21 protein-coding genes are annotated in these 20,125 nt (G+C 52.1%); 10 read left to right on the top strand and 11 right to left on the bottom strand.

Annotated features, from left to right (window positions below):
• Positions 1–81: 81 nt before the first annotated feature.
• The 5 genes from FDW92_RS13165 to sad all read right to left on the bottom strand — a co-directional run bounded on the left by FDW92_RS13165 (position 82) and on the right by sad (position 5,073).
• Complete coding sequence (locus FDW92_RS13165; RefSeq protein ID WP_042308418.1) at positions 82–1,533, bottom strand: tagaturonate reductase; 1,452 nt, start codon at positions 1,531–1,533, stop codon at positions 82–84.
• Positions 1,534–1,639: 106 nt separating this feature from the next.
• The gene (locus tag FDW92_RS13160; protein ID WP_042308420.1) at positions 1,640–2,167 is read right to left on the bottom strand and encodes a GNAT family N-acetyltransferase; all 528 of its coding nucleotides are present in this window, start codon (positions 2,165–2,167) and stop codon (positions 1,640–1,642) included.
• Positions 2,168–2,247: 80 nt separating this feature from the next.
• On the bottom strand, positions 2,248–2,607 hold the full coding sequence (locus FDW92_RS13155; protein ID WP_038640562.1) for a DUF4186 domain-containing protein: 360 nt from the start codon (positions 2,605–2,607) through the stop codon (positions 2,248–2,250).
• A complete protein-coding gene (gene glsB, locus FDW92_RS13150; protein ID WP_042308422.1) occupies positions 2,607–3,533 on the bottom strand; it encodes a glutaminase B in 927 nt (308 codons plus the stop codon). Before glsB ends, FDW92_RS13155 begins: the two co-directional genes overlap by 1 nt.
• Positions 3,534–3,684: 151 nt before the next feature.
• The gene (gene sad / locus FDW92_RS13145; RefSeq protein ID WP_042308424.1) at positions 3,685–5,073 is read right to left on the bottom strand and encodes a succinate-semialdehyde dehydrogenase; all 1,389 of its coding nucleotides are present in this window, start codon (positions 5,071–5,073) and stop codon (positions 3,685–3,687) included.
• Between the two features lie 103 nt (positions 5,074–5,176).
• On the opposite strand from sad, the gene FDW92_RS13140 reads away from it, so the two are divergent.
• Positions 5,177–6,052, top strand: a complete 876-nt coding sequence (locus tag FDW92_RS13140; protein ID WP_042308426.1) for a LysR family transcriptional regulator — start codon at positions 5,177–5,179, stop codon at positions 6,050–6,052.
• Here FDW92_RS13140 and FDW92_RS13135 read toward each other — a convergent pair.
• The 3 genes from FDW92_RS13135 to FDW92_RS13125 are packed head-to-tail and all read right to left on the bottom strand — an operon-like array spanning position 6,049 to position 9,035.
• Positions 6,049–6,810 (bottom strand): DeoR/GlpR family DNA-binding transcription regulator, encoded by a 762-nt coding sequence (locus tag FDW92_RS13135; protein WP_042308428.1) that lies wholly within the window; start codon positions 6,808–6,810, stop codon positions 6,049–6,051. The two genes, FDW92_RS13140 and FDW92_RS13135, sit on opposite strands and share 4 nt — an antisense overlap.
• Position 6,811: 1 nt before the next feature.
• The gene (locus FDW92_RS13130; RefSeq protein ID WP_042308430.1) at positions 6,812–7,798 is read right to left on the bottom strand and encodes a D-threonate 4-phosphate dehydrogenase; all 987 of its coding nucleotides are present in this window, start codon (positions 7,796–7,798) and stop codon (positions 6,812–6,814) included.
• Positions 7,791–9,035, bottom strand: a complete 1,245-nt coding sequence (locus FDW92_RS13125; protein ID WP_042308432.1) for a four-carbon acid sugar kinase family protein — start codon at positions 9,033–9,035, stop codon at positions 7,791–7,793. The genes FDW92_RS13130 and FDW92_RS13125 overlap by 8 nt, the downstream gene beginning before the upstream one ends.
• Positions 9,036–9,203: 168 nt before the next feature.
• Between FDW92_RS13125 and FDW92_RS13120 the strand changes: the two genes are divergently transcribed.
• The 5 genes from FDW92_RS13120 (at position 9,204) to FDW92_RS13100 (ending at position 15,011) form a co-directional block, all read left to right on the top strand.
• The gene (locus FDW92_RS13120) at positions 9,204–10,361 is read left to right on the top strand and encodes an iron-containing alcohol dehydrogenase (RefSeq protein WP_042308435.1); all 1,158 of its coding nucleotides are present in this window, start codon (positions 9,204–9,206) and stop codon (positions 10,359–10,361) included.
• Between the two features lie 3 nt (positions 10,362–10,364).
• Positions 10,365–11,249, top strand: coding sequence for a dihydrodipicolinate synthase family protein (locus FDW92_RS13115; protein ID WP_042308437.1), 885 nt, complete (start codon positions 10,365–10,367; stop codon positions 11,247–11,249).
• 47 nt (positions 11,250–11,296) lie between these two features.
• Complete coding sequence (locus tag FDW92_RS13110) at positions 11,297–12,247, top strand: phosphoglycerate dehydrogenase (RefSeq protein WP_042308438.1); 951 nt, start codon at positions 11,297–11,299, stop codon at positions 12,245–12,247.
• Positions 12,248–12,312: 65 nt separating this feature from the next.
• Entirely contained in the window at positions 12,313–13,632 is a 1,320-nt protein-coding gene (locus FDW92_RS13105) for an MFS transporter (RefSeq protein ID WP_042308440.1), read from the top strand.
• A 182-nt stretch (positions 13,633–13,814) separates the two neighbouring features.
• Positions 13,815–15,011: a sugar transporter gene (locus tag FDW92_RS13100; protein ID WP_042308442.1), complete on the top strand. Its 1,197-nt coding sequence runs from the start codon at positions 13,815–13,817 to the stop codon at positions 15,009–15,011.
• 39 nt (positions 15,012–15,050) lie between these two features.
• On the opposite strand, the gene FDW92_RS13095 is transcribed toward FDW92_RS13100, so the two are convergent.
• The gene (locus FDW92_RS13095) at positions 15,051–15,716 is read right to left on the bottom strand and encodes a MarC family NAAT transporter (protein ID WP_042308444.1); all 666 of its coding nucleotides are present in this window, start codon (positions 15,714–15,716) and stop codon (positions 15,051–15,053) included.
• A 257-nt stretch (positions 15,717–15,973) separates the two neighbouring features.
• On the opposite strand from FDW92_RS13095, the gene marR reads away from it, so the two are divergent.
• Genes marR through marB form a run of 3 tightly spaced genes read left to right on the top strand, consistent with a single transcriptional unit; the run spans position 15,974 to position 17,060 of the window.
• Entirely contained in the window at positions 15,974–16,408 is a 435-nt protein-coding gene (gene marR, locus FDW92_RS13090) for a multiple antibiotic resistance transcriptional regulator MarR (protein ID WP_042308445.1), read from the top strand.
• A 19-nt stretch (positions 16,409–16,427) separates the two neighbouring features.
• The gene (gene marA / locus FDW92_RS13085) at positions 16,428–16,811 is read left to right on the top strand and encodes an MDR efflux pump AcrAB transcriptional activator MarA (RefSeq protein ID WP_003032424.1); all 384 of its coding nucleotides are present in this window, start codon (positions 16,428–16,430) and stop codon (positions 16,809–16,811) included.
• A 30-nt stretch (positions 16,812–16,841) separates the two neighbouring features.
• The gene (gene marB / locus FDW92_RS13080) at positions 16,842–17,060 is read left to right on the top strand and encodes a multiple antibiotic resistance protein MarB (protein WP_042308447.1); all 219 of its coding nucleotides are present in this window, start codon (positions 16,842–16,844) and stop codon (positions 17,058–17,060) included.
• Between the two features lie 33 nt (positions 17,061–17,093).
• Here marB and eamA read toward each other — a convergent pair whose 3' ends face one another.
• The gene (gene eamA, locus FDW92_RS13075; RefSeq protein WP_042308449.1) at positions 17,094–17,993 is read right to left on the bottom strand and encodes an O-acetylserine/cysteine exporter; all 900 of its coding nucleotides are present in this window, start codon (positions 17,991–17,993) and stop codon (positions 17,094–17,096) included.
• A 198-nt stretch (positions 17,994–18,191) separates the two neighbouring features.
• Here eamA and ydeE point away from each other — a divergent pair, with 198 nt between their 5' ends.
• On the top strand, positions 18,192–19,379 hold the full coding sequence (gene ydeE / locus FDW92_RS13070; protein WP_042308451.1) for an efflux MFS transporter YdeE: 1,188 nt from the start codon (positions 18,192–18,194) through the stop codon (positions 19,377–19,379).
• 40 nt (positions 19,380–19,419) lie between these two features.
• Here ydeE and urtE read toward each other — a convergent pair whose 3' ends face one another.
• Positions 19,420–20,118, bottom strand: coding sequence for an urea ABC transporter ATP-binding subunit UrtE (gene urtE / locus FDW92_RS13065; protein ID WP_042308454.1), 699 nt, complete (start codon positions 20,116–20,118; stop codon positions 19,420–19,422).
• Positions 20,119–20,125: the final 7 nt, after the last annotated feature.

Below are 20,125 nucleotides of genomic sequence, written 5' to 3'. Positions count from 1 at the left end.
GTCACTCTAAAAGTAGAAATCCATAGTATGTTGTAACTAAGCTATGCCTGTAAAAAACCCGGCCTGAGCCGGGTCAGCGTATTAGCACAGAGGTTTAACAGCTTCTCGCATGCCGTTTAGCAGAATGCTATCCAGATCGGCAGTCACCTGTTCCACCAATCCAGAAACTTCCGTCAGATCCTGTTCCCAGTGTTCTGTAACGGCCAGCACAGCTTTAACCAAATCTTCAGTGCTTATCTGACGGTCATGATGCTGGGACCAAAGCTGTTGAAAACGCGTCATCCAGTGCGCATCATCCTGAACCGGGTAAGACTCACCGTTACGCTCTCCACGGTAGAACGCAATCAACGCGGCAAGCGCAAATGTCAGACGCGCAGGCAGTTTACCGCTGGCCAGTTGCCCCGCCAGCAGTTGCGGCAAGATGCGAGTGCGGAATTTAGTCATGCCGTTCAGGGCAATCGACAACAGCTGATGTTTGATATACGGGTTGCAGAATCGACCTGTCACCGCGCTGGCAAAAGACGCCAGCTCATCGCGTGGTAAATCCAGCACTGGAATAATTTCTTCATAGATCGCTTTTTCCACGAAGGCGCGAATCTCCGCGTCATTCATGGCCTCCCCCACGGTATCCAACCCAGCCTGCCAGGCAACGGGAACCAATGCAGTATGTGCGCCGTTGAGAATCGCCACTTTCCGTTCTTTATACGGTTTGATGTCATCAACAATCAGAACATTCAGCGGATATTTATCCAGACGCAGCTCAGAGGCTAATGACTTCGGCCCCTGAATAACGAACAGATAGAAGTGTTCAGCCGTATCAAGGAATGCATCATGATAGCCAAGCTCAGCTTCAAGTTGCGCTACTTCGTCACGCGGATAACCGGTAACAATGCGGTCCACCAGCGTGGAACAAAATGCGTTGGCTTGATCCAGCCACTGAATAAATGCTTCCGGTAGCGCCCACTCCTGAGCGTAGCGCAGGACCAGTTCACGCAGCGCATCACCGTTATAATCAATCAGTTCGCAGGGAATGATTATCCAGCCTTTATCCGACGCACCATTAAAATGGCTGAACCGCTCGAACAGCAGTCGGGTCAGTTTAGCGGGATAACTCACCGCCGGTGCATCCTCAAACTTATCGCCCGCGTGGTAACTGATGCCGGCTTCGGTGGTATTGGAGAAAACAAAACGCATATCAGGGTTATGCGCCAGCTTCAGGAACTCATCGTACTCACTATAGACGCTGATCTCGCGATTAACCGAACGAATTAAACGGGCATCGCTCACGGCTTCGCCCTTCTCATTCAAACCACGAATGATGGTGGTATAAAGGCCGTCCTGTGTACTCAGTGATGGAGGAAAAGTACTTTCGATAGGCCGGACAATGACCACACCAGAGTTAAGATCGGTATGCTCATTCAGCAGATCAACTTGCCAGTCAACGAAGGCGCGCAGGAAGTTTCCTTCACCAAACTGAATAATGCGTTCAGGATACTGAGCACCGGGGAAATCGCGACGATTTAAAGTTTGCACAATGGGTTCCCTTTTTGATTAGTCATACAACCTGATTGAATTGGTCCAATAGGTTAGCAAACTTTAATACATTGAAACCCTGTTTTGATCAATCCCCAGCGACAAATTAGAGAGTTTTATAAAAAAGTGTTGTCCCGGTCAGCGTCCCGTCAGGCATTTTGGCATAGTCAGGTATCACTCCTGCTTTTTGCCACCCGCACTTGTGGTAGAACAACTCTGCACCACTGCCCGTCGCCGTATCAAGTACCAGCAACGTTTTGCCCTTTTGACGCGCACAACTTTCCAGCTCGTTCATCAGTTCCCGGGCAATCCCGCTCCGCCGCGCTGAGGTATGAACCAGCAGTTTAGCGACATCGGCGCGATGAGGTTGGTTTTCAGGTTGATCGATAATGAGCTGGACGGTACCGACGAGCGTTCCTTGGGCATTCTGGGCGCCAAGAACAAGTCTTTCCCCACGGGCAACGCTTTGCGCGACGTTCATCCAGAAAGGCCGTGATTTCTCACGATCAAAAGGCAGCATAAAGCTGACGGAGGCGCCGTCATTGACGCACTGTTCAAGGACATCGCTGAGCTCGTCGATTCTCGACACAATCTGTGCTGCACTCAGCATGAAGCAGGGTTTGCAGGAAGCCATTTTTTCTCCTTAGATTGACTCCCTTAGCATGCTTTTAACAACTACATAACACAAGGGGTTATATCATAGGATAATGTTATCTATGGCTTATTCATTTGGATCACTAACCAGTGATATATAACCGTGACAACGTAACGTTGCTGTTGTTCGTTAAGCGCCACACCCTGAGGAATGTCATGCCATTTTGCCAGACACCCCCGACAACAGGTCGCCGTCGCGTGTTGTGCGATGAATACCGGGTGACCACGCATTGGCGTCTGCTTCCCATCATTAGCGGGAAAAGCGGGAGCCAGTCGTTTGGCAATAAAATCGGCTGCATGTTGTTCAATAACCGGCGCCCCTTTATCCAGACAATACTGCCTTTCTTTCTGGCCGAGGCGAAACCGCGAGCGAAACGTCGATTTCGCCAGCCGGGCAAAAAGAGGGTCGAGCGTATTCATCAGTAAACCGAGCGCCCCATTTGTTGCGTTAGTTGCTCCAGCGCGGCGATACCCGCCAGCGAATTTCCCGCTGGATCCAGTTCCGGGCTCCAGACAGCAATCGCCATCTCGTGTGGAACGATGGCCACGATACCGCCACCCACCCCAGATTTTGCCGGCAGGCCAACCCGCCAGGCAAATTCACCCGCGTTCTGATACATACCGCTGGTCGCCATCAGCGCGTTGATTTGTCGGGCCTGCATCGGCGTAACCACGGGCTCCTCAAGATGGAAGGCATGGCCCTGATTCGCCAGAAATACGAAGGTTCGCGCCAGTTCCACACAGCTCATTTTCAATGCGCAGTAGTGAAAATAGTTTTGCAAAACAGTGGTCACGTCATGGTTAAAATTGCCGAACGATTTCATCAACCAGGCGATAGCGGCGTTACGTGCGGAATGTTCAAACTCAGATCGCGCCACCCTCGCATCGTAGGCGATATCCGGGACGCCGCTTAATGCCCGGACCACTTCCAGCATCCGTTGACGTGGGGCGCTCAGACGCCCTTGCAGCATGTCGCAAACCACCAGTGCCCCGGCGTTAATAAAGGGATTACGCGGGATACCCTGCTCCATTTCCAACTGCACCAGGGAATTAAAAGGATGACCGGATGGATCTTTGCCGACGCGTTGCCAAATCTCCTCTTCCTGATAGTGACGCATCGCCACGACCAGGCTTAAAACCTTCGAAATCGACTGAATAGAAAAGCGTTCTTGCGCATCCCCCGCCTGATAGTGCTGTCCATCGACGGTACAGATGGCGATACCCAGTTTGGAACCGTCGACAGAGGCTAATGCAGGTATATAGTCAGCGACTTTACCCTGACCGATCAGCGGACGAACCTGCTGCACAATGGTCTCTAAAATTGAATTGTCCATGGCCCTGGCCACAACATGCTCCTTGCTCGCAGGTATGAAAGGCCTGCGAGTATAACAGAGCTGAATACGCTGCGTCAGACCATTAGGTATCAGTGTACGAAGAGTCAATGACAGAAAATTTGCAGAAATAAGGCAGGTGCCCCCGACGGAGGCACCCTCACCTTCAGAGGCGGTTTTTCCAGACGGTCTGCACATTACAAAACTCATGCAGGCCAAAATGCGAAAGCTCGCGACCAAAGCCACTTTTCTTCACGCCGCCAAACGCTACACGGGCGTCGCTGGCGCTGTAGCCATTGATGAAGACGCCTCCACACTCCAGACGAGAGGCCATCTTCTGGGCCAGCGCGTCATCCGCAGTGAACACCGTGGCGGATAAACCAAAATCACTGTCATTCGCCAGTGCCAGGGCATGTTCCGCATTCCTGGCAACGGTGATCGCCGCAACCGGACCAAACAGCTCCTGACGGAAAGCCGTCATTTCTGGCGTTACGCCGCCCAGTACCGTCACGGCATAGTAATTGCCCTGACCTGCTATTTTTTCGCCCCCAAGGAGTAACTTCGCCCCTTCGGCCAGGGATGCTTCAACCTGCTGATGCAGTTCATCACGCAGATCAAATCGCGCCATCGGTCCGAGATCGTTTTCTTCGTTTAACGGATTGCCCATTTTGAGCGCGCTCGCGGCCGCCACAAACCGCGCAGTAAATTCTTCTGCAATTCCTTCTTCGATAATAAAGCGCTTCGCTGCCGCACAAACCTGCCCGGTATTCTGATAACGTCCGGTGACTGCCGCTTTAACTGCCAGATCGAGATCGGCATCATTGAGGACAATAAACGGATCGGAACCACCCAGTTCAAGTACGCATTTTTTCAGCGCCGCACCCGCCTGTGCACCAATCGCCGCACCGGCACGTACGCTACCCGTTACCGTTACCGCTGCGATACGCGGGTCGTTGATCATCTGACTGACTCCGGCGTTATCGGCATTTACCCAACCATAAACACCGGCAGGAACGCCTGCATCAGCAAAAACCTGCGCGATAATCGCAGCACAGCCGGTTACGTTAGGCGCATGCTTTAACAAATAGACATTTCCGGCCAGCAAAATCGGAATAGCACCACGCAGTACCTGCCACAACGGAAAATTCCACGGCATGATCGCCAGAATAGTTCCAACCGGGCGATACTCAATCACCGCCTGGTTATTTTCTACCAGCGTCGGTTCCGGGTTAAGCATCGCAGGTCCATGTTCGGCGTACCAGTCACACAACGCGGCTGACTTGGCGACTTCACCCCGAGCCTGTTTGATAGGTTTGCCCATTTCACGTGAAATACACTGCGCCATCTCTTCCGCGCGATTACGCAGGGCCAGGCCGATTTGACGCAGCGTATGCGCACGGTGCGCGACGGTAGTCTGTTTCCATTCACTGTAGGCACTTGCGGCAAGACTCAGTGCCTGCGCAATCTCTTCGGTGCTGGCCCACGGCATCGCCGTCAGTCTTTCACCGCAGGTAGGATCAACCGAAATAGCATGTGTTGCTGCTGTGATAGTCATGGGTGCCTCTCTTTTATCGCAGGGTATGGTCATATCATGAGCATATTTACTCTTCCTGAAAAATGAATAATATTAACCACACCATTCACGATTAGAGAATATTATGGATCTTACGCAACTGGAAATGTTCAATGCCGTCGCGGAGACCGGCAGCATTACACAGGCCGCAGCGAAGGTGCATCGCGTGCCGTCCAATCTCACTACCCGTATTCGCCAACTTGAGGCCGATCTTGGCGTCGATCTGTTTATTCGTGAAAACCAGCGTCTGCGGCTTTCGCCCTCCGGGCACAACTTTTTGCGCTACAGTCAACGGATCCTGGCGCTGGTAGAGGAAGCGAGAATGGTGGTCGCCGGAGATGAACCACAGGGCTTGTTTTCGCTCGGATCGCTGGAAAGCACCGCCGCGGTACGGATCCCTGCTACGTTGGCTGAATATAACCAACGTTATCCAAAAATTCAGTTTGCCCTGGCGACCGGTCCCTCAGGCACCATGCTGGACGGCGTGCTGGACGGCACGTTGAACGCCGCTTTTGTCGATGGTCCCGTTGCCCACCCCGGACTTGAGGGTATTCCGGTCTATCGTGAAGAGATGATGATTGTCACCCCGCACGGTCACCCTCCCATCCAGCGGGCCAGCGACGTCAACGGCTGCAGTATTTACGCGTTTCGCGCCAACTGTTCCTACCGCCGACATTTTGAAAGCTGGTTTCATGCCGATCGCGCCATGCCGGGTACCATTCATGAAATGGAGTCATACCATGGGATGCTGGCCTGCGTTATTGCCGGTGCGGGTATCGCGCTAATTCCACGTTCGATGCTGGAAAGTATGCCCGGACACCATCAGGTCAACGCCTGGCCGTTGAGCGAAAACTGGCGCTGGCTGAATACGTGGCTGGTCTGGCGAAGAGGTGCGATGACAAGGCAGCTGGAAGCCTTTATCGAAGTGCTGGATCCTCAGTTGTCGCAGGATACGGATTAACTGGCAATAGTCAGTTGGCAGGGTAACTGTTCCAGTTGTACACGCACGTCCTCATTGAGCCGGGCATCGGTCACAATATCCGTCAGCGCATTCAGATGGGTAACGTTAAACAAAGACCACGCGCCATATTTTGAGCTGTCTGCCAGCAGTACCCGACGACTGGCGTTGGCAATCAGGTCACGTTTTACTCCGGCCTTTTCTTCCGTCGGCGCGGTGATGCCGCGCGCCAGATCCCAGCCGTTACAGCTCAAAAACGCGATATCCGGCCAGACGTTTTGCAACAGTTTACGCCCGTGCTCACCGATACAGGACTGGCTGGAGTCATCAATTCGCCCTCCAATGATCGTCACTTCAATTTGTTTAAATTCGGAGAAAAAAAGCGCGATGTGCAGATCGCTGGTGATGACCCGCAGCGGCAGATGAGTGAGCTGACGAGCCAGTTCAATCATTGTCGTCCCCGCATCCAGAACAATCGCATCTCCGGCCTTCACCAGGCCTGCCGCCGCGCTGGCGATCGCTTGTTTCTCTTGCAGGTTGCGCTGCATTTTCTCATGCGTGGTAGGCTGCGATGGGATAAACCGGTTAAGCGTCACCCCGCCATGGGTACGGCTGATCACGCCTTCCTGATCGAGCTTAATCAGGTCGCGACGGATGGTCGCCGGCGAGGCGTCCGTCACGGCAACAAGCTGTTCTACCGTCGCCAGATTATGCCCTTTCAGATAATCCATAATCTGTTCTAACCGATTATATCCCTTCATTTTAATCCCGCGTGATTTGCATAGCCAACTGGATGGATACCGCCATGCTCTCAGACTTGGCTTTACCTGTCCAGGCAATATCAAACGCCGTGCCGTGGTCCGCAGAGGTGCGAATAAACGGTAACCCGGCGGTGATATTCACCCCATCATAGAATCCAAGCAATTTTAGCGGAATATGGCCCTGGTCGTGATACATCGCCACCACCATGTCGTACATCCCCTCATGGCACTGCATAAATACCGTATCCGGTGGGCACGGCCCTGTGACATTCAGCCCCTGTGCCTGCATGGCCTGGATCGCAGGTCCAACTATTTTGATTTCTTCATCGCCAAACAGGCCGTGTTCTCCGGCATGTGGATTCACCCCTGCCACCGCAATGCGCGGGCTTTCATACCCGACACGGCGCAGAAAATCATGTGCTACCTGAATAACGGTTTTCACCCGCGCCTCGCTGAGCGTATCGAGAAATTTCCGTAGCGCAATATGGGTAGTGACATGAATGACTTTGAGCTGATCGGTATACAGCACCATCGCGTAATCTTTACTGTTAGTCAGTTGCGCCAGCAGTTCGGTATGGCCAGGATAAGGGTGACCCGCCAGATGCAACGCTTCTTTATTTAGCGGCGCGGTGGCTATCGCTTTCACTTCGCCATTCAGCGCCAGCGCGGTGGCACGCTTAATACAGCGATAGGCCAGATCGCCTGCCTGTGCCTGCACCACGCCGGGTTCAAGGGCGCCCGGGTCGGCAAGGGGTTCATCGATCACATTGATAATCCCCGCCGAAAATTGCGCCTGCGCCACATGATCAATGACCCGCAGTTCCGCTGCTGGCGTAATGTTTAATGCCTGAATCCGCCGCAAGGTCTGCGCGCAGCCGACCACCACAACCGGTGCGCCTGAGAGCGGATCCTCTGTCAGTGATTTGATAATAATCTCCGGTCCGATACCTGCCGGGTCGCCCATGGTTACCGCAATAACGTTATTCACTCATTTTCTCCTCAATAGCATGCAAAACCTGACGCAGGGTCGTCTCGTCACCAAAACCACCTGCTTTTGTCATAACCGGGCGTTGCCAGCGGCCGCCGGCAAAATGACCGTACGGTACGCACTGAGCCACACGGTCGGTAATACGAAATCCCGTTGCCTCCAGCGCTTCAGCAACCGCCATAGCAACATCGCCGCCGGAGAGATACAGCGCGGCGGGTGAAACATCATCTAAAACCTGTCGGGTAAGTTGCCCAAGGAATTGGCAGATTTTTTCGCCCAACTGAGCGCGACTCACCTGCCAGCACGCGCACAGATGTGGAATATGGTGCCGCGCTTCTTTATCAGGACAGGTGTGAACAATGCAGTGTTTACCGGATGCCAGAACGCCAATAATGCGGGCGACGTGCGCGTCCATAGTCCCCTTGAACATATCCTCGATGTCGATGAATACCGTCTCCACCTGCTGATCCCGGCTCACGGCCGCAATCTGACGTTGAGCAATTTCACTCATTGAGCCCACAATCGCCAGTAAACGCTGGGCAGAGACCGTCTGGACTCGGCGAGCCAGTGCGTCACAAATTCCGGCCGAGCCCACCAACAGCGGCGAATCATTTCGCTTCATCACTTCACCGACAATGGCATCAAGATCCGCATTACTCTGCGCATCAACCACCCAAATCTGCGACATATCAACACTTGGTTCTTGCAGGCGTTGTAAACCGTCACTCAATGACATCGTCCGACATTTGATGGAGGTTTGTGCCTGAAGTACCGCACAGATATCAGCGCTGGCGACCGGCGTTTTCGGGTCGCTGGCAAATTCGGTTTCAGTGACCGGAACGCCGTGGACGAGACAGAGCCCCTGTTCAGTCGTCCGGCCAGCCTGGGGATACGCTGGCGCAACAATGGCCAGATTTTTACCCGTCACCTGCATGAGCGCATCCACTTCGGCCCCAGGATTACCGCGTAAAGTGGAATCCATTTTCTTTAGCCACAGTGCCCGCGAATCGGCATGACAGGCGAGCGCTAAAGCATTCACGCGGGCCGCTGCCTGCGGCGCATCCAGCGCACGGCTATCACTATTCACGATCAGTACGTCGGTCTCTTCGGCACAGGGCAACGTAAAGGCGACATTGACCGTCATTCCCGTCAGCGCCAGGCTGACCCCCGCATCGTTTCCGCCGGTAAAGTCGTCGGCGATAACCAGGATTTGCGGGTTTGCTACATGTTTACTCATCCATGCTCCGGGTCGGTGTGTGTTGCTTATGATTATATTCAATCACATTTGATTAAATGTGAGCAAGCTCAAGTTATTCGGTTCCGCGATAAATTATAAATTTAGCCCATGATGAAATCGTTCCTGAATCACAGTGAGCGAATTCAATCACTCAAACAGGAGAATGTTGTGGCAACAATTAATAGCACCGTAATCAGCGGCTCACATGCCATCCCCGCGCTGGAGCCATTACTGAGTGGGAAACGCCAGCTGCTACTGGTGACTGATGGCAATATTGTCCGACTGGATGCGGTGGCGCAGATCCGCACCCTGCTGGCTAATGATGGCCGCCAGGTGACGCTGATTGACAACGTACCGGCCGAACCGGGACATCATGACGTCAGCGCACTCATCAAACGGGTCGCTGACCTCAATGTGGAGATGGTGATCGGTATTGGGGGCGGTAGCGTACTGGACGTGGCCAAGCTGCTCTCTGTCCTGTGTCATCCAGACTCTCCCTCGCTGGAGGCCATGCTGGCTGGCGAGAAACCGCAACAACGTGTGGCCTGCGTACTTATCCCTGCCACCGCCGGGACAGGTTCAGAAGCCACCCCAAACGCAATACTGGCAATCCCGGAACAAAACACCAAGACAGGCATCATCTCCCCGGTGCTGTTGCCGGATTATGTCGCCCTGCTACCGGAACTCACTACCAGTATGCCTGCGCACATTGCCTCATCAACCGGCATTGACGCGCTATGCCATCTGATTGAGTGCTTTACAGCGACTATTGCCAATCCGGTCAGTGACAACGCTGCGCTCATCGGTTTACAGAAATTACTGAAGAATATCGAAACGTCGGTCAATGAACCGAACAATTTGCTGGCGAAACTGGAAATGCTATGGGCGTCGTATTATGGCGGCGTGGCGATTAATCATGCCGGGACTCACCTGGTCCACGCACTCTCATACCCGCTGGGGGGGCGGTATCATCTACCTCACGGCGTTGCCAATGCGATTTTGTTGGCGCCCTGCATGCGGGTGGTTCGCCCTTATGCCGTCGACAAGTTCGCCCAGGTCTGGGATCTGGTACCGGATGCCGATCTTACCCTGAATGCTGAAGAAAAATCACATGCGCTGGTGGCCTGGTTTTCTGCCCTCGTGAAACGTCTCAACCTTCCCGATAACCTGGCAACGCTCGGCGTCCCGTACGCAGACATTCCCGCGCTGGCCGATGCCGCGCTAAACGTGAAACGCCTGATGAATAACGCTCCCTGCCAGGTGAGCCATGATGATGTTCAGGCCATTTACCAAACTCTGTTTCCCGATCTGATCACAAAGGAGTGAACAATGAGCAGCAAAATTCGTGGCGTACTGACCGCCATAGTGACCCCATTTGACCACGAAGGCGGTCTGAATCTCAGTGAGCTTAAAAACCAGGTCAACCGCCAGCTTCGTGCCGGAAACGGTATTTTCTGCGGCGGCACCAACGGCGAGTTTTTTGTGCTTAACGAGGAGGAAAAAATCGCCGTTACCCGGACCTGCGTGGAAGAAGTTGCCGGTCACGCGCATGTTGTGGCGCATATTGGCGAAATATCAACCCGCGATACTATCCGTCTGGGTAAGCAGGTAGAAAAACTGGGTGTCGATGCCGTATCGGTCATTACTCCGTATTTTGTCCCGCTGAAACAACATGAGTTGATTGCCCACTATACAGCGATCGCCGACGCGTTAACAGTTCCCGTTTTTCTTTACAACATTCCGGCGCGTACGGGCAATACCATTGAGCCCGCAACGGCAAGAACGCTCGCGGCGCACCCCAACATCATTGGAATCAAAGACAGCGCGGGCAGCTATGAGAGCCTGAGCGGATTCCTGGATGCCGTCAAAGATATCGACGGATTCGATGTACTGAATGGCCCCGACTCGCTGATTCACCAGGGTTTTGTCGACGGCTGTTCCGCTTGTATCTCCGGGCTGGCAAACGTCGCGCCTGATGAAATCAACGCTATCTGGTCACGGTTTAACGCGGGCGATGTCGCCGGATCGCACCAGGCTCAGGAGAGCGTTACGGGTCTGCGCACCGATCTTTACAAGGTGGCCTTCTCGCCTGCCGCAGTTAAAAAAGCATTACAAATCATGGGACATGATGTCGGCGCCAGCCGTTACGCTGTCACGTTTGATGAGCAGCAGGAAATCCAGATCCAGCAAATTATCAATAACTATCTGCGATAAACCCTTATACGGCGGCGGTAACGCCGCTTAACCAACAGGATTGTGTTATGAACGTCATCTGTACATCACCTTCATTTGCCAAATACGATCAACAACCGATCGCGCAGCTAAAAGAAGTCGGCCTGGAATTAATAATGTTGCCAGCGGATGCAGGGTTGGAAGCGCTTGAACCCCATCTCAAAGAAACGGTGGCGATGATTGTCGCCTTTACCGATGTCAATGCGAAATTGCTGGCTGCGGCCCCAAATCTGAAGATCGTCTGCAAACACGGCGTAGGCGTTGATAATATCGATCTCAATGCGACGCGCGAAAAAGGCATTTATGTCACCAATGTGCCTGATGCCAATAAACATGCCGTTGCCGATTTTGCCTTTTCCTTGATCCTCAACTGCGCGCGCCAGCTCCCACAGGCTATTGAACAAACCCGGGCCGGTCACTGGCCACGCATCTTCGCCTCCGATGTGTATGGCAAAACCATAGGTATTATTGGATTAGGTAACATAGGTAAACAGGTTGCGCTACGCGCCCGGGGATTCAATATGCGCGTATTGGCGTATGACGCCTGGCAGGACGCGCAGTTTGCCAAAGAGAATCGGGTTGAGTACGTCTCGCTCGACGAATTAACGGAACAAAGCGATTTCATAACCCTGCATACGCCTCTTACCCCTGAAACCAAAGATCTCTTTGATTTCGCGCGTATTAATAAAATGAAGCCCAGCAGTTATCTCATCAACGTGTCGCGGGGCGGCGTAGTGAATGAGGAGGATCTGCTGCAGGCGTTGACCGAAGGGGTGATTAAAGGAGCTGCCGCCGATGTCTTTTTACATGAGCCATGCGATTCGCATCCCTTGTTTTCCCTCGATAACTTCATTCCCACCGCACACATTGCAGGATACACCGAGGGCGCCATCAGCAATATTGGCGAGCAATGTGTTCATAATATTATTGAGTCTGTCATACATCAGCATAAACCGAAAAATATCATGAATGAATTATAACATTGTGGAGAATACTGTAGCCTTCCCACAATAATAAAAATGAACATCTACCATGGGCCTGATATATGAATAATTTTGCAGAGAAATCCCGAATCCGCTGGTGGATTGCGGGATTAATGTGGCTTGCTATTGCAATTAATTATATTGACCGAACGGTATTATCTGCGGCTGCCCCGCATCTCATCGACGAACTAAAACTCGACCCTGAAATGATGGGTTTTATAATGGCAGCTTTCTTCTGGTCATACTCGCTCTTACAAATACCCGCAGGCTGGTTTGCCGACCGCTTCGGGCAGAAAAAAGGATTGGGTTTTGCCGTTGCATGGTGGTCAATCGCCACGTCTATGATGGGATTAGCCACCGGATTTAAATCACTCCTCGCCTTGCGGCTTGCCCTCGGTGTCGGTGAAGCCGCGGCATACCCAAGCAACGCAGGCATCGCGGCTCGCTGGTTCCCTGACAGTGAGAGAGCGACCGTTTCCGGACTCTTTGACAGCGCCTCTAAATTCGGCGGCGCGGTGGCAATGCCGCTGATCGTCTGGATGATTTACCAGTTTGACTGGCGAATGACGTTTCTCATCATTGGTAGCGTCGGGATTATCTGGGTTATTGCCTGGTATTTTATTTATACGGAAAATCCAGAAGACCACAAAAAAATCAGCACCAGCGAAGTTAAGCATATTCGTGAAGGTCAAAAACAAAAGCACGGTGATAAATCTGTGCTGCCTATGCGCTGGTATAAATTGCTGCGTTATCGCAATATCTGGGCGATGTGTATTGGTTTCTTTACCATCAACTATACTTCCTATTTCTTTATTACCTGGTTGCCTACTTATCTGGTAAAAGACAAAGGTATGGATTTCATTAAAATGGGAATGGTTGCCGCATTGCCGTTACTCTGCGGAATGGTGATCGAGGTCATCGCCGGCTGGGCATCTGACCGTATGGTGCATAAGCGAATTTTGTCACTGACGGCTACGCGTAAACTCTTTCTGACCATTGGTTTGTTGATGGCGTTATGCATTGGTTTTGCCCCCTTTACCGACTCGGTGTATATGACCGTCTTTTTACTGTGCGTCGCAAAATCTGGTACCACGGTCGCCGCATCACAGGTATGGGCGCTCCCAGGAGACGTTGCGCCTAAAAACAGCGTCTCGATCGTGGCTGGATTGCAGAATACCGTTTCCAACATGGGCGGCGCTGTAGGGCCGATAATTACAGGGGCGATCGTTGCCGCCACGGGTTCATTTACCTGGGCGCTGGTTTTTTCAGCCGCATTAGTCGTGGTAGGGATTCTGAACTATCTGTTTTTGATGGGTAAAGTTGAACCAATTATCGACAGTGAACATGAAGCACTGTGTATGAAAGAAGCACAACAGCACTAATCCCGCGCGCTTGCGGTTTTCCCGGTCAGTCATCGTACTGGCCGGGGTTACGCACTCCTCTCATAGGCAACCGTCTTCCCCAGCCAAACAACGTGATCTCAATCACAAAATGATTGTATTTTCGCCAGAAAACGTTTTAAGATCGATGCCTCTCCTTTTCGCAGTTAACCCGATTTATCGATATGACAACAGACACTGTTTCCCGCAAGGTGGCGTGGCTACGTGTAGTTACGCTTGCCATTGCCGGTTTTATTTTCAATACCACAGAGTTTGTCCCTGTCGGTTTGCTGTCCGACATCGCGCAAAGTTTTAATATGCAGACCGCGCAGGTCGGGATCATGCTGACAATCTACGCCTGGGTTGTTGCCTTAATGTCGCTTCCCTTCATGCTGCTTACCAGCCAGATGGAACGACGCAAGCTCCTGATCTGTCTGTTTGTGGTGTTTATTGCCAGCCATGTGCTCTCTTTCCTGGCATGGAATTTCACCGTGCTGGTGATTAGCCGTATTGGTATCGCCTTTGCACACGCTATTTTCTGGTCCATTACCGCATCGCTGGCAATTCGCCTGGCCCCGGCAGGAAAACGTGCGCAGGCGCTTAGCCTGATTGCTACCGGCACCGCACTGGCAATGGTGCTGGGTCTGCCTATCGGGCGTATCGTCGGTCAGTATTTTGGCTGGCGCACCACATTCTTTGCTATCGGCATGGGGGCGTTAGTCACCCTGCTTTGCCTGATTAAGTTACTGCCTAAATTGCCCAGCGAACACTCCGGTTCACTTAAAAGTTTGCCGGTGTTATTCCACCGTCCGGCGTTGATGAGCCTGTATGTGCTGACGGTGATTGTGGTCACCGCCCACTACACGGCTTATAGCTACATTGAACCGTTTGTACAGACCGTCGCCGGACTGAGCGCCAACTTTGCTACCGTGCTGCTACTGATTCTGGGCGGCGCGGGTATTATTGGTAGTGTGATATTTGGCAAACTGGGTAATCTACATGCTTCCATACTCATCAGTAGCGCCATTGCCCTGCTGACGGTATGCCTGGTGCTCCTATTGCCAGCCGCTGACAGCGAAATGCACCTCGCTATCCTCAGTATTTTCTGGGGCATTGCTATTATGTTGATCGGTCTTGGCATGCAGGTAAAAGTGCTGGCGCTGGCCCCGGATGCCACCGATGTCGCAATGGCACTGTTCTCCGGTATCTTTAATATCGGCATTGGCGCTGGCGCGCTGGTGGGTAATCAGGTGAGTTTACACTGGTCGATGTCAACGATTGGTTATACAGGCGCAGTACCTGCCGTTGTTGCGTTGGTATGGTCGGTGATAATCTTTCGCAAATGGCCGATATCGCTCGAAGAGCAGCCACAGCATTCATAAAAAACGGGCCTGGTATAAGACAATACCGGGCCCGTTTTTTTAAGCGTAACTTTTAATAATTTCCAGCACACCGTTAATAATAAACTGCACGCCCATACACACCAGCAGGAAGCCCATCAGGCGCGAAATAGCTTCTATACCGCCTTTGCCTACCAAACGCATAATCCCACCGGAACTGCGTAAACAACCCCACAGGATAACGCCGACAACCGCAAAAATTATCGGCGGCGCAACCATAATTACCCAATCAGGAAATTCGGAACCATGACGTACGGTTGATGCCGAGCTGATAATCATGGCTATCGTACCCGGACCGGCGGTGCTTGGCATTGCCAGCGGTACAAATGCAATATTGGCAGTCGGTTCGTCTTCCAGCTCCTCTGATTTGCTTTTCGCCTCTGGAGACTCATGCGCCTTCTGCTGTGGAAACAACATCCGAAAACCGATAAACGCAACGATTAACCCACCTGCAATACGTAATCCGGGGATCGAAATCCCGAAGGTATTCATCACCAGCTGCCCGGCATAGTACGCCACCATCATGATGGCAAACACATACACAGACGCCATCAGGGACTGACGGTTACGCTCTGCGCTGTTCATATTACCGGCAAGGCCAAGAAACAACGCCACGGTGGTTAACGGGTTTGCCAACGGTAACAGGACTACCAGCCCCAGCCCTATTGCTTTAAACAAGTCCATCATAATGTCATCTTTCCTGTGCGTTAATCGTCAACGGCAAGTATAAGGTGAAAGCCGAGTGATAAGCCATTTTCACGGTGTAAGGATTCATTTTTCGCCCGCGCCTATAACCCATAATTATCAGACCGTTAAAATTATATACGTCAGTTGATGAGCCTGCTGATTTAGCAAAACGTGGCATTTGCCGACCCATTCATTTGACTTATATTTGCCTAAGCAATAATATCAGCCGTGACTAACTACTTGCCAGGGCAACCATTGTGAAAAGCACCAGTGATCTGTTTAACGAAATCATCCCACTGGGTCGTTTGATCTATATGGTTAATCAGAAAAAAGATCGTTTGCTAAACGACTATCTGTCACCGCTGGATATCACAGCATCACAGTTCAAAGTGCTCTGCTCCATCCGTTGTGCGGTGTGTATTACCCCTGTCGAATTGAAAAAAGTGCTGTCTGTCGATCTTGGCGCCCTGACGCGGATGCTGGACAGGCTGGCCTGTAAAGGCTGGATAGAAAGGCTTCCGAATCCACATGATAAGCGTGGCGTGCTGGTGAAACTCACCGAGCATGGCGCAGCAATTTGCGAGCAGTGTCACCAATTAGTCGGGCAAGACCTGCACCAGGAACTAACAAAAAACTTAACGGCGGATGAAGTAGCCACGCTTGAGCATTTGCTTAAGAGAATCCTGCCGTAAACAGAAAAGAGGTATGACGATGTCCAGACGCAATACTGACACAATCACTATTCATAGCATTTTGGACTGGATCGAAAATAACCTTGAATCACCGCTCTCGCTGGAAAAAGTGTCTGAGCGTTCAGGTTACTCCAAATGGCACCTGCAACGGATGTTTAAAAAAGAAACCGGTCATTCACTGGGTCAATACATCCGCAGCCGTAAAATGACTGAAATAGCGCAAAAATTAAAAGAAAGTAACGAGCCGATTCTATATCTGGCGGAGCGTTACGGCTTTGAATCTCAGCAAACGCTGACCAGAACGTTCAAAAACTATTTTGATGTTCCGCCGCATAAATACCGTATGACCAATATGCACGGCGAATCACGCTATTTGCTTCCGCTCAATCAGTGTAATTGCTAATCGCCAGTTAACGACGTAACCGAGGAAATGATGAAAATTCTGTCTTATGCGATGCTGGCCCTGCTGTTGGTTGTTTCGGGCCAGAGCATGGCGGAACAGACTGCGCAACCCGCCACCCAGAACAGTCGTGACGCAATGATTATGCCCCCTGCGCACGATCAGTCCCCGTTCGATTTTAATCATATGGGTGCCGGCAGCGATAAGTCCGACGAATTGGGGGTGCCTTATTACAATACGCGCAACCTGTAATTCGTTTTTGCCCCGCCACCGCGGGGCTTTTTATTACCCTCTCACCTGCGCTATCTTGCGCAAACGAAAGCCAAACACATTAATATACAGCCCAGCCATAATCAGCAGCGCACCCAGCAGTTGCAAACCCGTCAGCGTTTCATCCAGCAACACAGCTGCACTTGCCAGACCGACAACGGGCACTAACAGCGACAGCGGCGCTACCCGCCAGGTTTCATAACGCCCAAGTAATGAACCCCAGATTCCGTAACCCACAATGGTCGCCACAAACGCCAGATAAACCAGTGACAAAATGGTGATCATATCTATCGCCACCAGGCTCTGCACAATTTGTGTCGGACCATCTAGCAGTGCGGATGCCAAAAAGAACGGGATAATGGGAATTAAAGCGCTCCACACGACCAGGGACATCACAGCCGGACGCGACGTGTGCTGCATTATTTTTTTGTTAAAGATATTGCCGCAGGCCCAGCTTAGCGCCGCCGCCAGCGTCAGCATAAAACCGAGCATGCCGACATGCTGCCCGTTCAGACTAGCTTCAATCAATACCAGTACGCCAAAGACGGCCAGCGCAATCCCTACCAGCTGTTTCCCCTGCAAACGCTCGCCAAAAGCGAATGCCCCCAGAATGATGGTGAAAAACGCCTGAGCTTGTAATACCAGCGAAGCTAACCCGGCAGGCATACCGAATTTGATGGCGCTAAAGAGAAACGCGAACTGCCCAAAACTGATGGTCAGGCCATAACCGAGTAACAGCGAAAGCGGGATTTTCGGGCGGGCAATAAAGAATATCGCCGGAAATGCCACCAGTAAAAATCGCAATCCTGCCAGCATCAATGGCGGCATATTGTGCAGGCCAACTTTAATGACGACAAAGTTCAGGCCCCAAACGACAACGACCAGCAACGCTAACAACCCGTCTTTACGTGACATACCACCGCCCTTGCAAATATTAAATTTTTGTAAACAAGTTAAGGTAACGGAAATCATTGTACCGGAACAGATCATTAATTCAGGTAGGCTATTGAGGGCATTTTCCGACAACTTATTGAGTGTACATCACACTTTTACCATGCTATTTGTTTCTGATATCTAAAAAAAACATAACAACATGCATTGTCGGGCAGGAAAATGAATATCTCTCTGAGACGGTCCACTCTCGCGTTACTTGCATCATCCTTGTTATTAACCATTGGGCGCGGCGCTACGCTGCCATTCATGACGATTTACCTCAGTCGGCAGTATAACCTGAGCGTCGATCTGATCGGTTATGCGATGACGGTCGCCCTGACTATTGGCGTCGTTTTCAGCCTCGGCTTTGGTATTCTGGCCGACAAGTTCGATAAAAAACGCTACATGCTGCTGGCTATCTGCGGCTTTGCCTCTGGTTTTATTGCGATCCCACTGGTGCATAACGTCGTGGTGGTGGTGCTGCTCTTCGCCCTGATCAACTGCGCCTACTCCGTCTTCGCAACGGTGCTGAAGGCCTGGTTTGCCGATAATCTCTCTGCCACCAACAAAACGAAAATTTTCTCGCTTAACTATACCGTGCTGAACATCGGCTGGACCGTTGGCCCCCCGCTGGGCACCCTGCTGGTGATGCAAAGTATTAACTTACCGTTCTGGCTGGCGGCCGCCTGCTCGGCTTTACCACTGGTGTTTATCCAGACGTGGGTAAAACGTTCAACGGTAGTATCAGAAGGTTCAAACGCCGCGGTTTGGTCACCCTCGGTGCTCCTGCGCGACAGAGCACTATGTTGGTTTACGTTGTCGGCATTTCTGGCGTCATTTGTTGGAGGCGCATTTGCCTCCTGTATTTCACAATACGTGATGGTGGTGGCCAACGGTGATTTTGCCGAAAAAGTGGTAGCGGTCGTTCTGCCCGTCAATGCCGCAATTGTGGTATCGCTGCAATATGCCCTTGGACGCAGGATCACTGCCGCTAACATTCGACCGCTGATGACAGTAGGCACAATCTTCTTTGTGCTCGGTCTGGTTGGCTTCATGTTTTCCGGCAATAGCTTATGGTTCTGGGGTATTTCTGCGGCCCTTTTCACGATCGGCGAAGTTATTTACGCCCCGGGTGAATACATGCTGATCGATAACATCGCCCCGGCCGGCATGAAAGCCAGCTATTTTTCCGCCCAGTCGCTGGGCTGGCTTGGCGCCGCGGTAAACCCATTGGTCAGCGGCGTCATTTTGACCACATTACCGCCATGGTCGCTGTTTGTGGCGTTGATAGTGGCGATTGTCCTTGCCTGGGCGTTAATGATAAAGGGTATGCGCGCCAAACCCTGGGATCAGACGGCGGTCTGCTGATTGTTATCGCGACAGATCCATAGTGGTTCTGTCGCGTATCTCAAATGGCCACCAGCCCTCGTACTCCCTCGGATTCCATATTCTCGCCGGAACCGCTTTGAATAATACTTCCGCGCGACATAAGCAGATATTTGTCAGCCAGCTGCTGCGCAAAATCATAGAACTGTTCCACCAGCAAAATGGCCATATCACCCCGATGCGCCAGGTGAGAAATAACCTGACCAATCTCTTTAATTACTGACGGCTGGATCCCCTCGGTCGGCTCATCAAGGATCAACAACTGCGGGCGACTGGCCAGCGCCCGTCCAATAGCCAGTTGCTGCTGCTGTCCACCGGACAAATCTCCGCCCCGTCGATACTTCATCTCCTGTAGCACTGGAAATAGCGCGTAAATATCATCCGGCACGCGCCGGGCGTCCTGTGCTGAAAAGCGGGAAAGGCCCAGCAGCAAGTTCTCTTCCACTGTCAGACGCGGAAAAATATCGCGTCCCTGCGGCACGTACGCTACACCGGCTCTGACCCGTTGATGTGGTTTCCAGTACGTGACATTTTTCTCCTGCCAGAGCACGCTTCCACTGCGGGCAGGAATAAGTCCCATCAGGCATTTTAAGAGCGTTGTTTTTCCCACGCCGTTACGCCCCAGCAAACACGTCACCTCGCCGATACGCGCCTCAAAGCTCACGCCGCGCAGAATATGGCTGCCGCCATAGTATTGATTCAGTTCATTTACCTGCAGCATCAGCCCT

The sequence above is a fragment of the Citrobacter sp. wls706 genome (assembly GCF_005281305.1).
Taxonomy (GTDB): Bacteria; Pseudomonadota; Gammaproteobacteria; order Enterobacterales; family Enterobacteriaceae; genus Citrobacter; species Citrobacter werkmanii.
The sequence above is the reverse complement of the archived record's forward strand: the minus strand, read 5'-3'. Positions and strand labels throughout refer to the sequence as shown.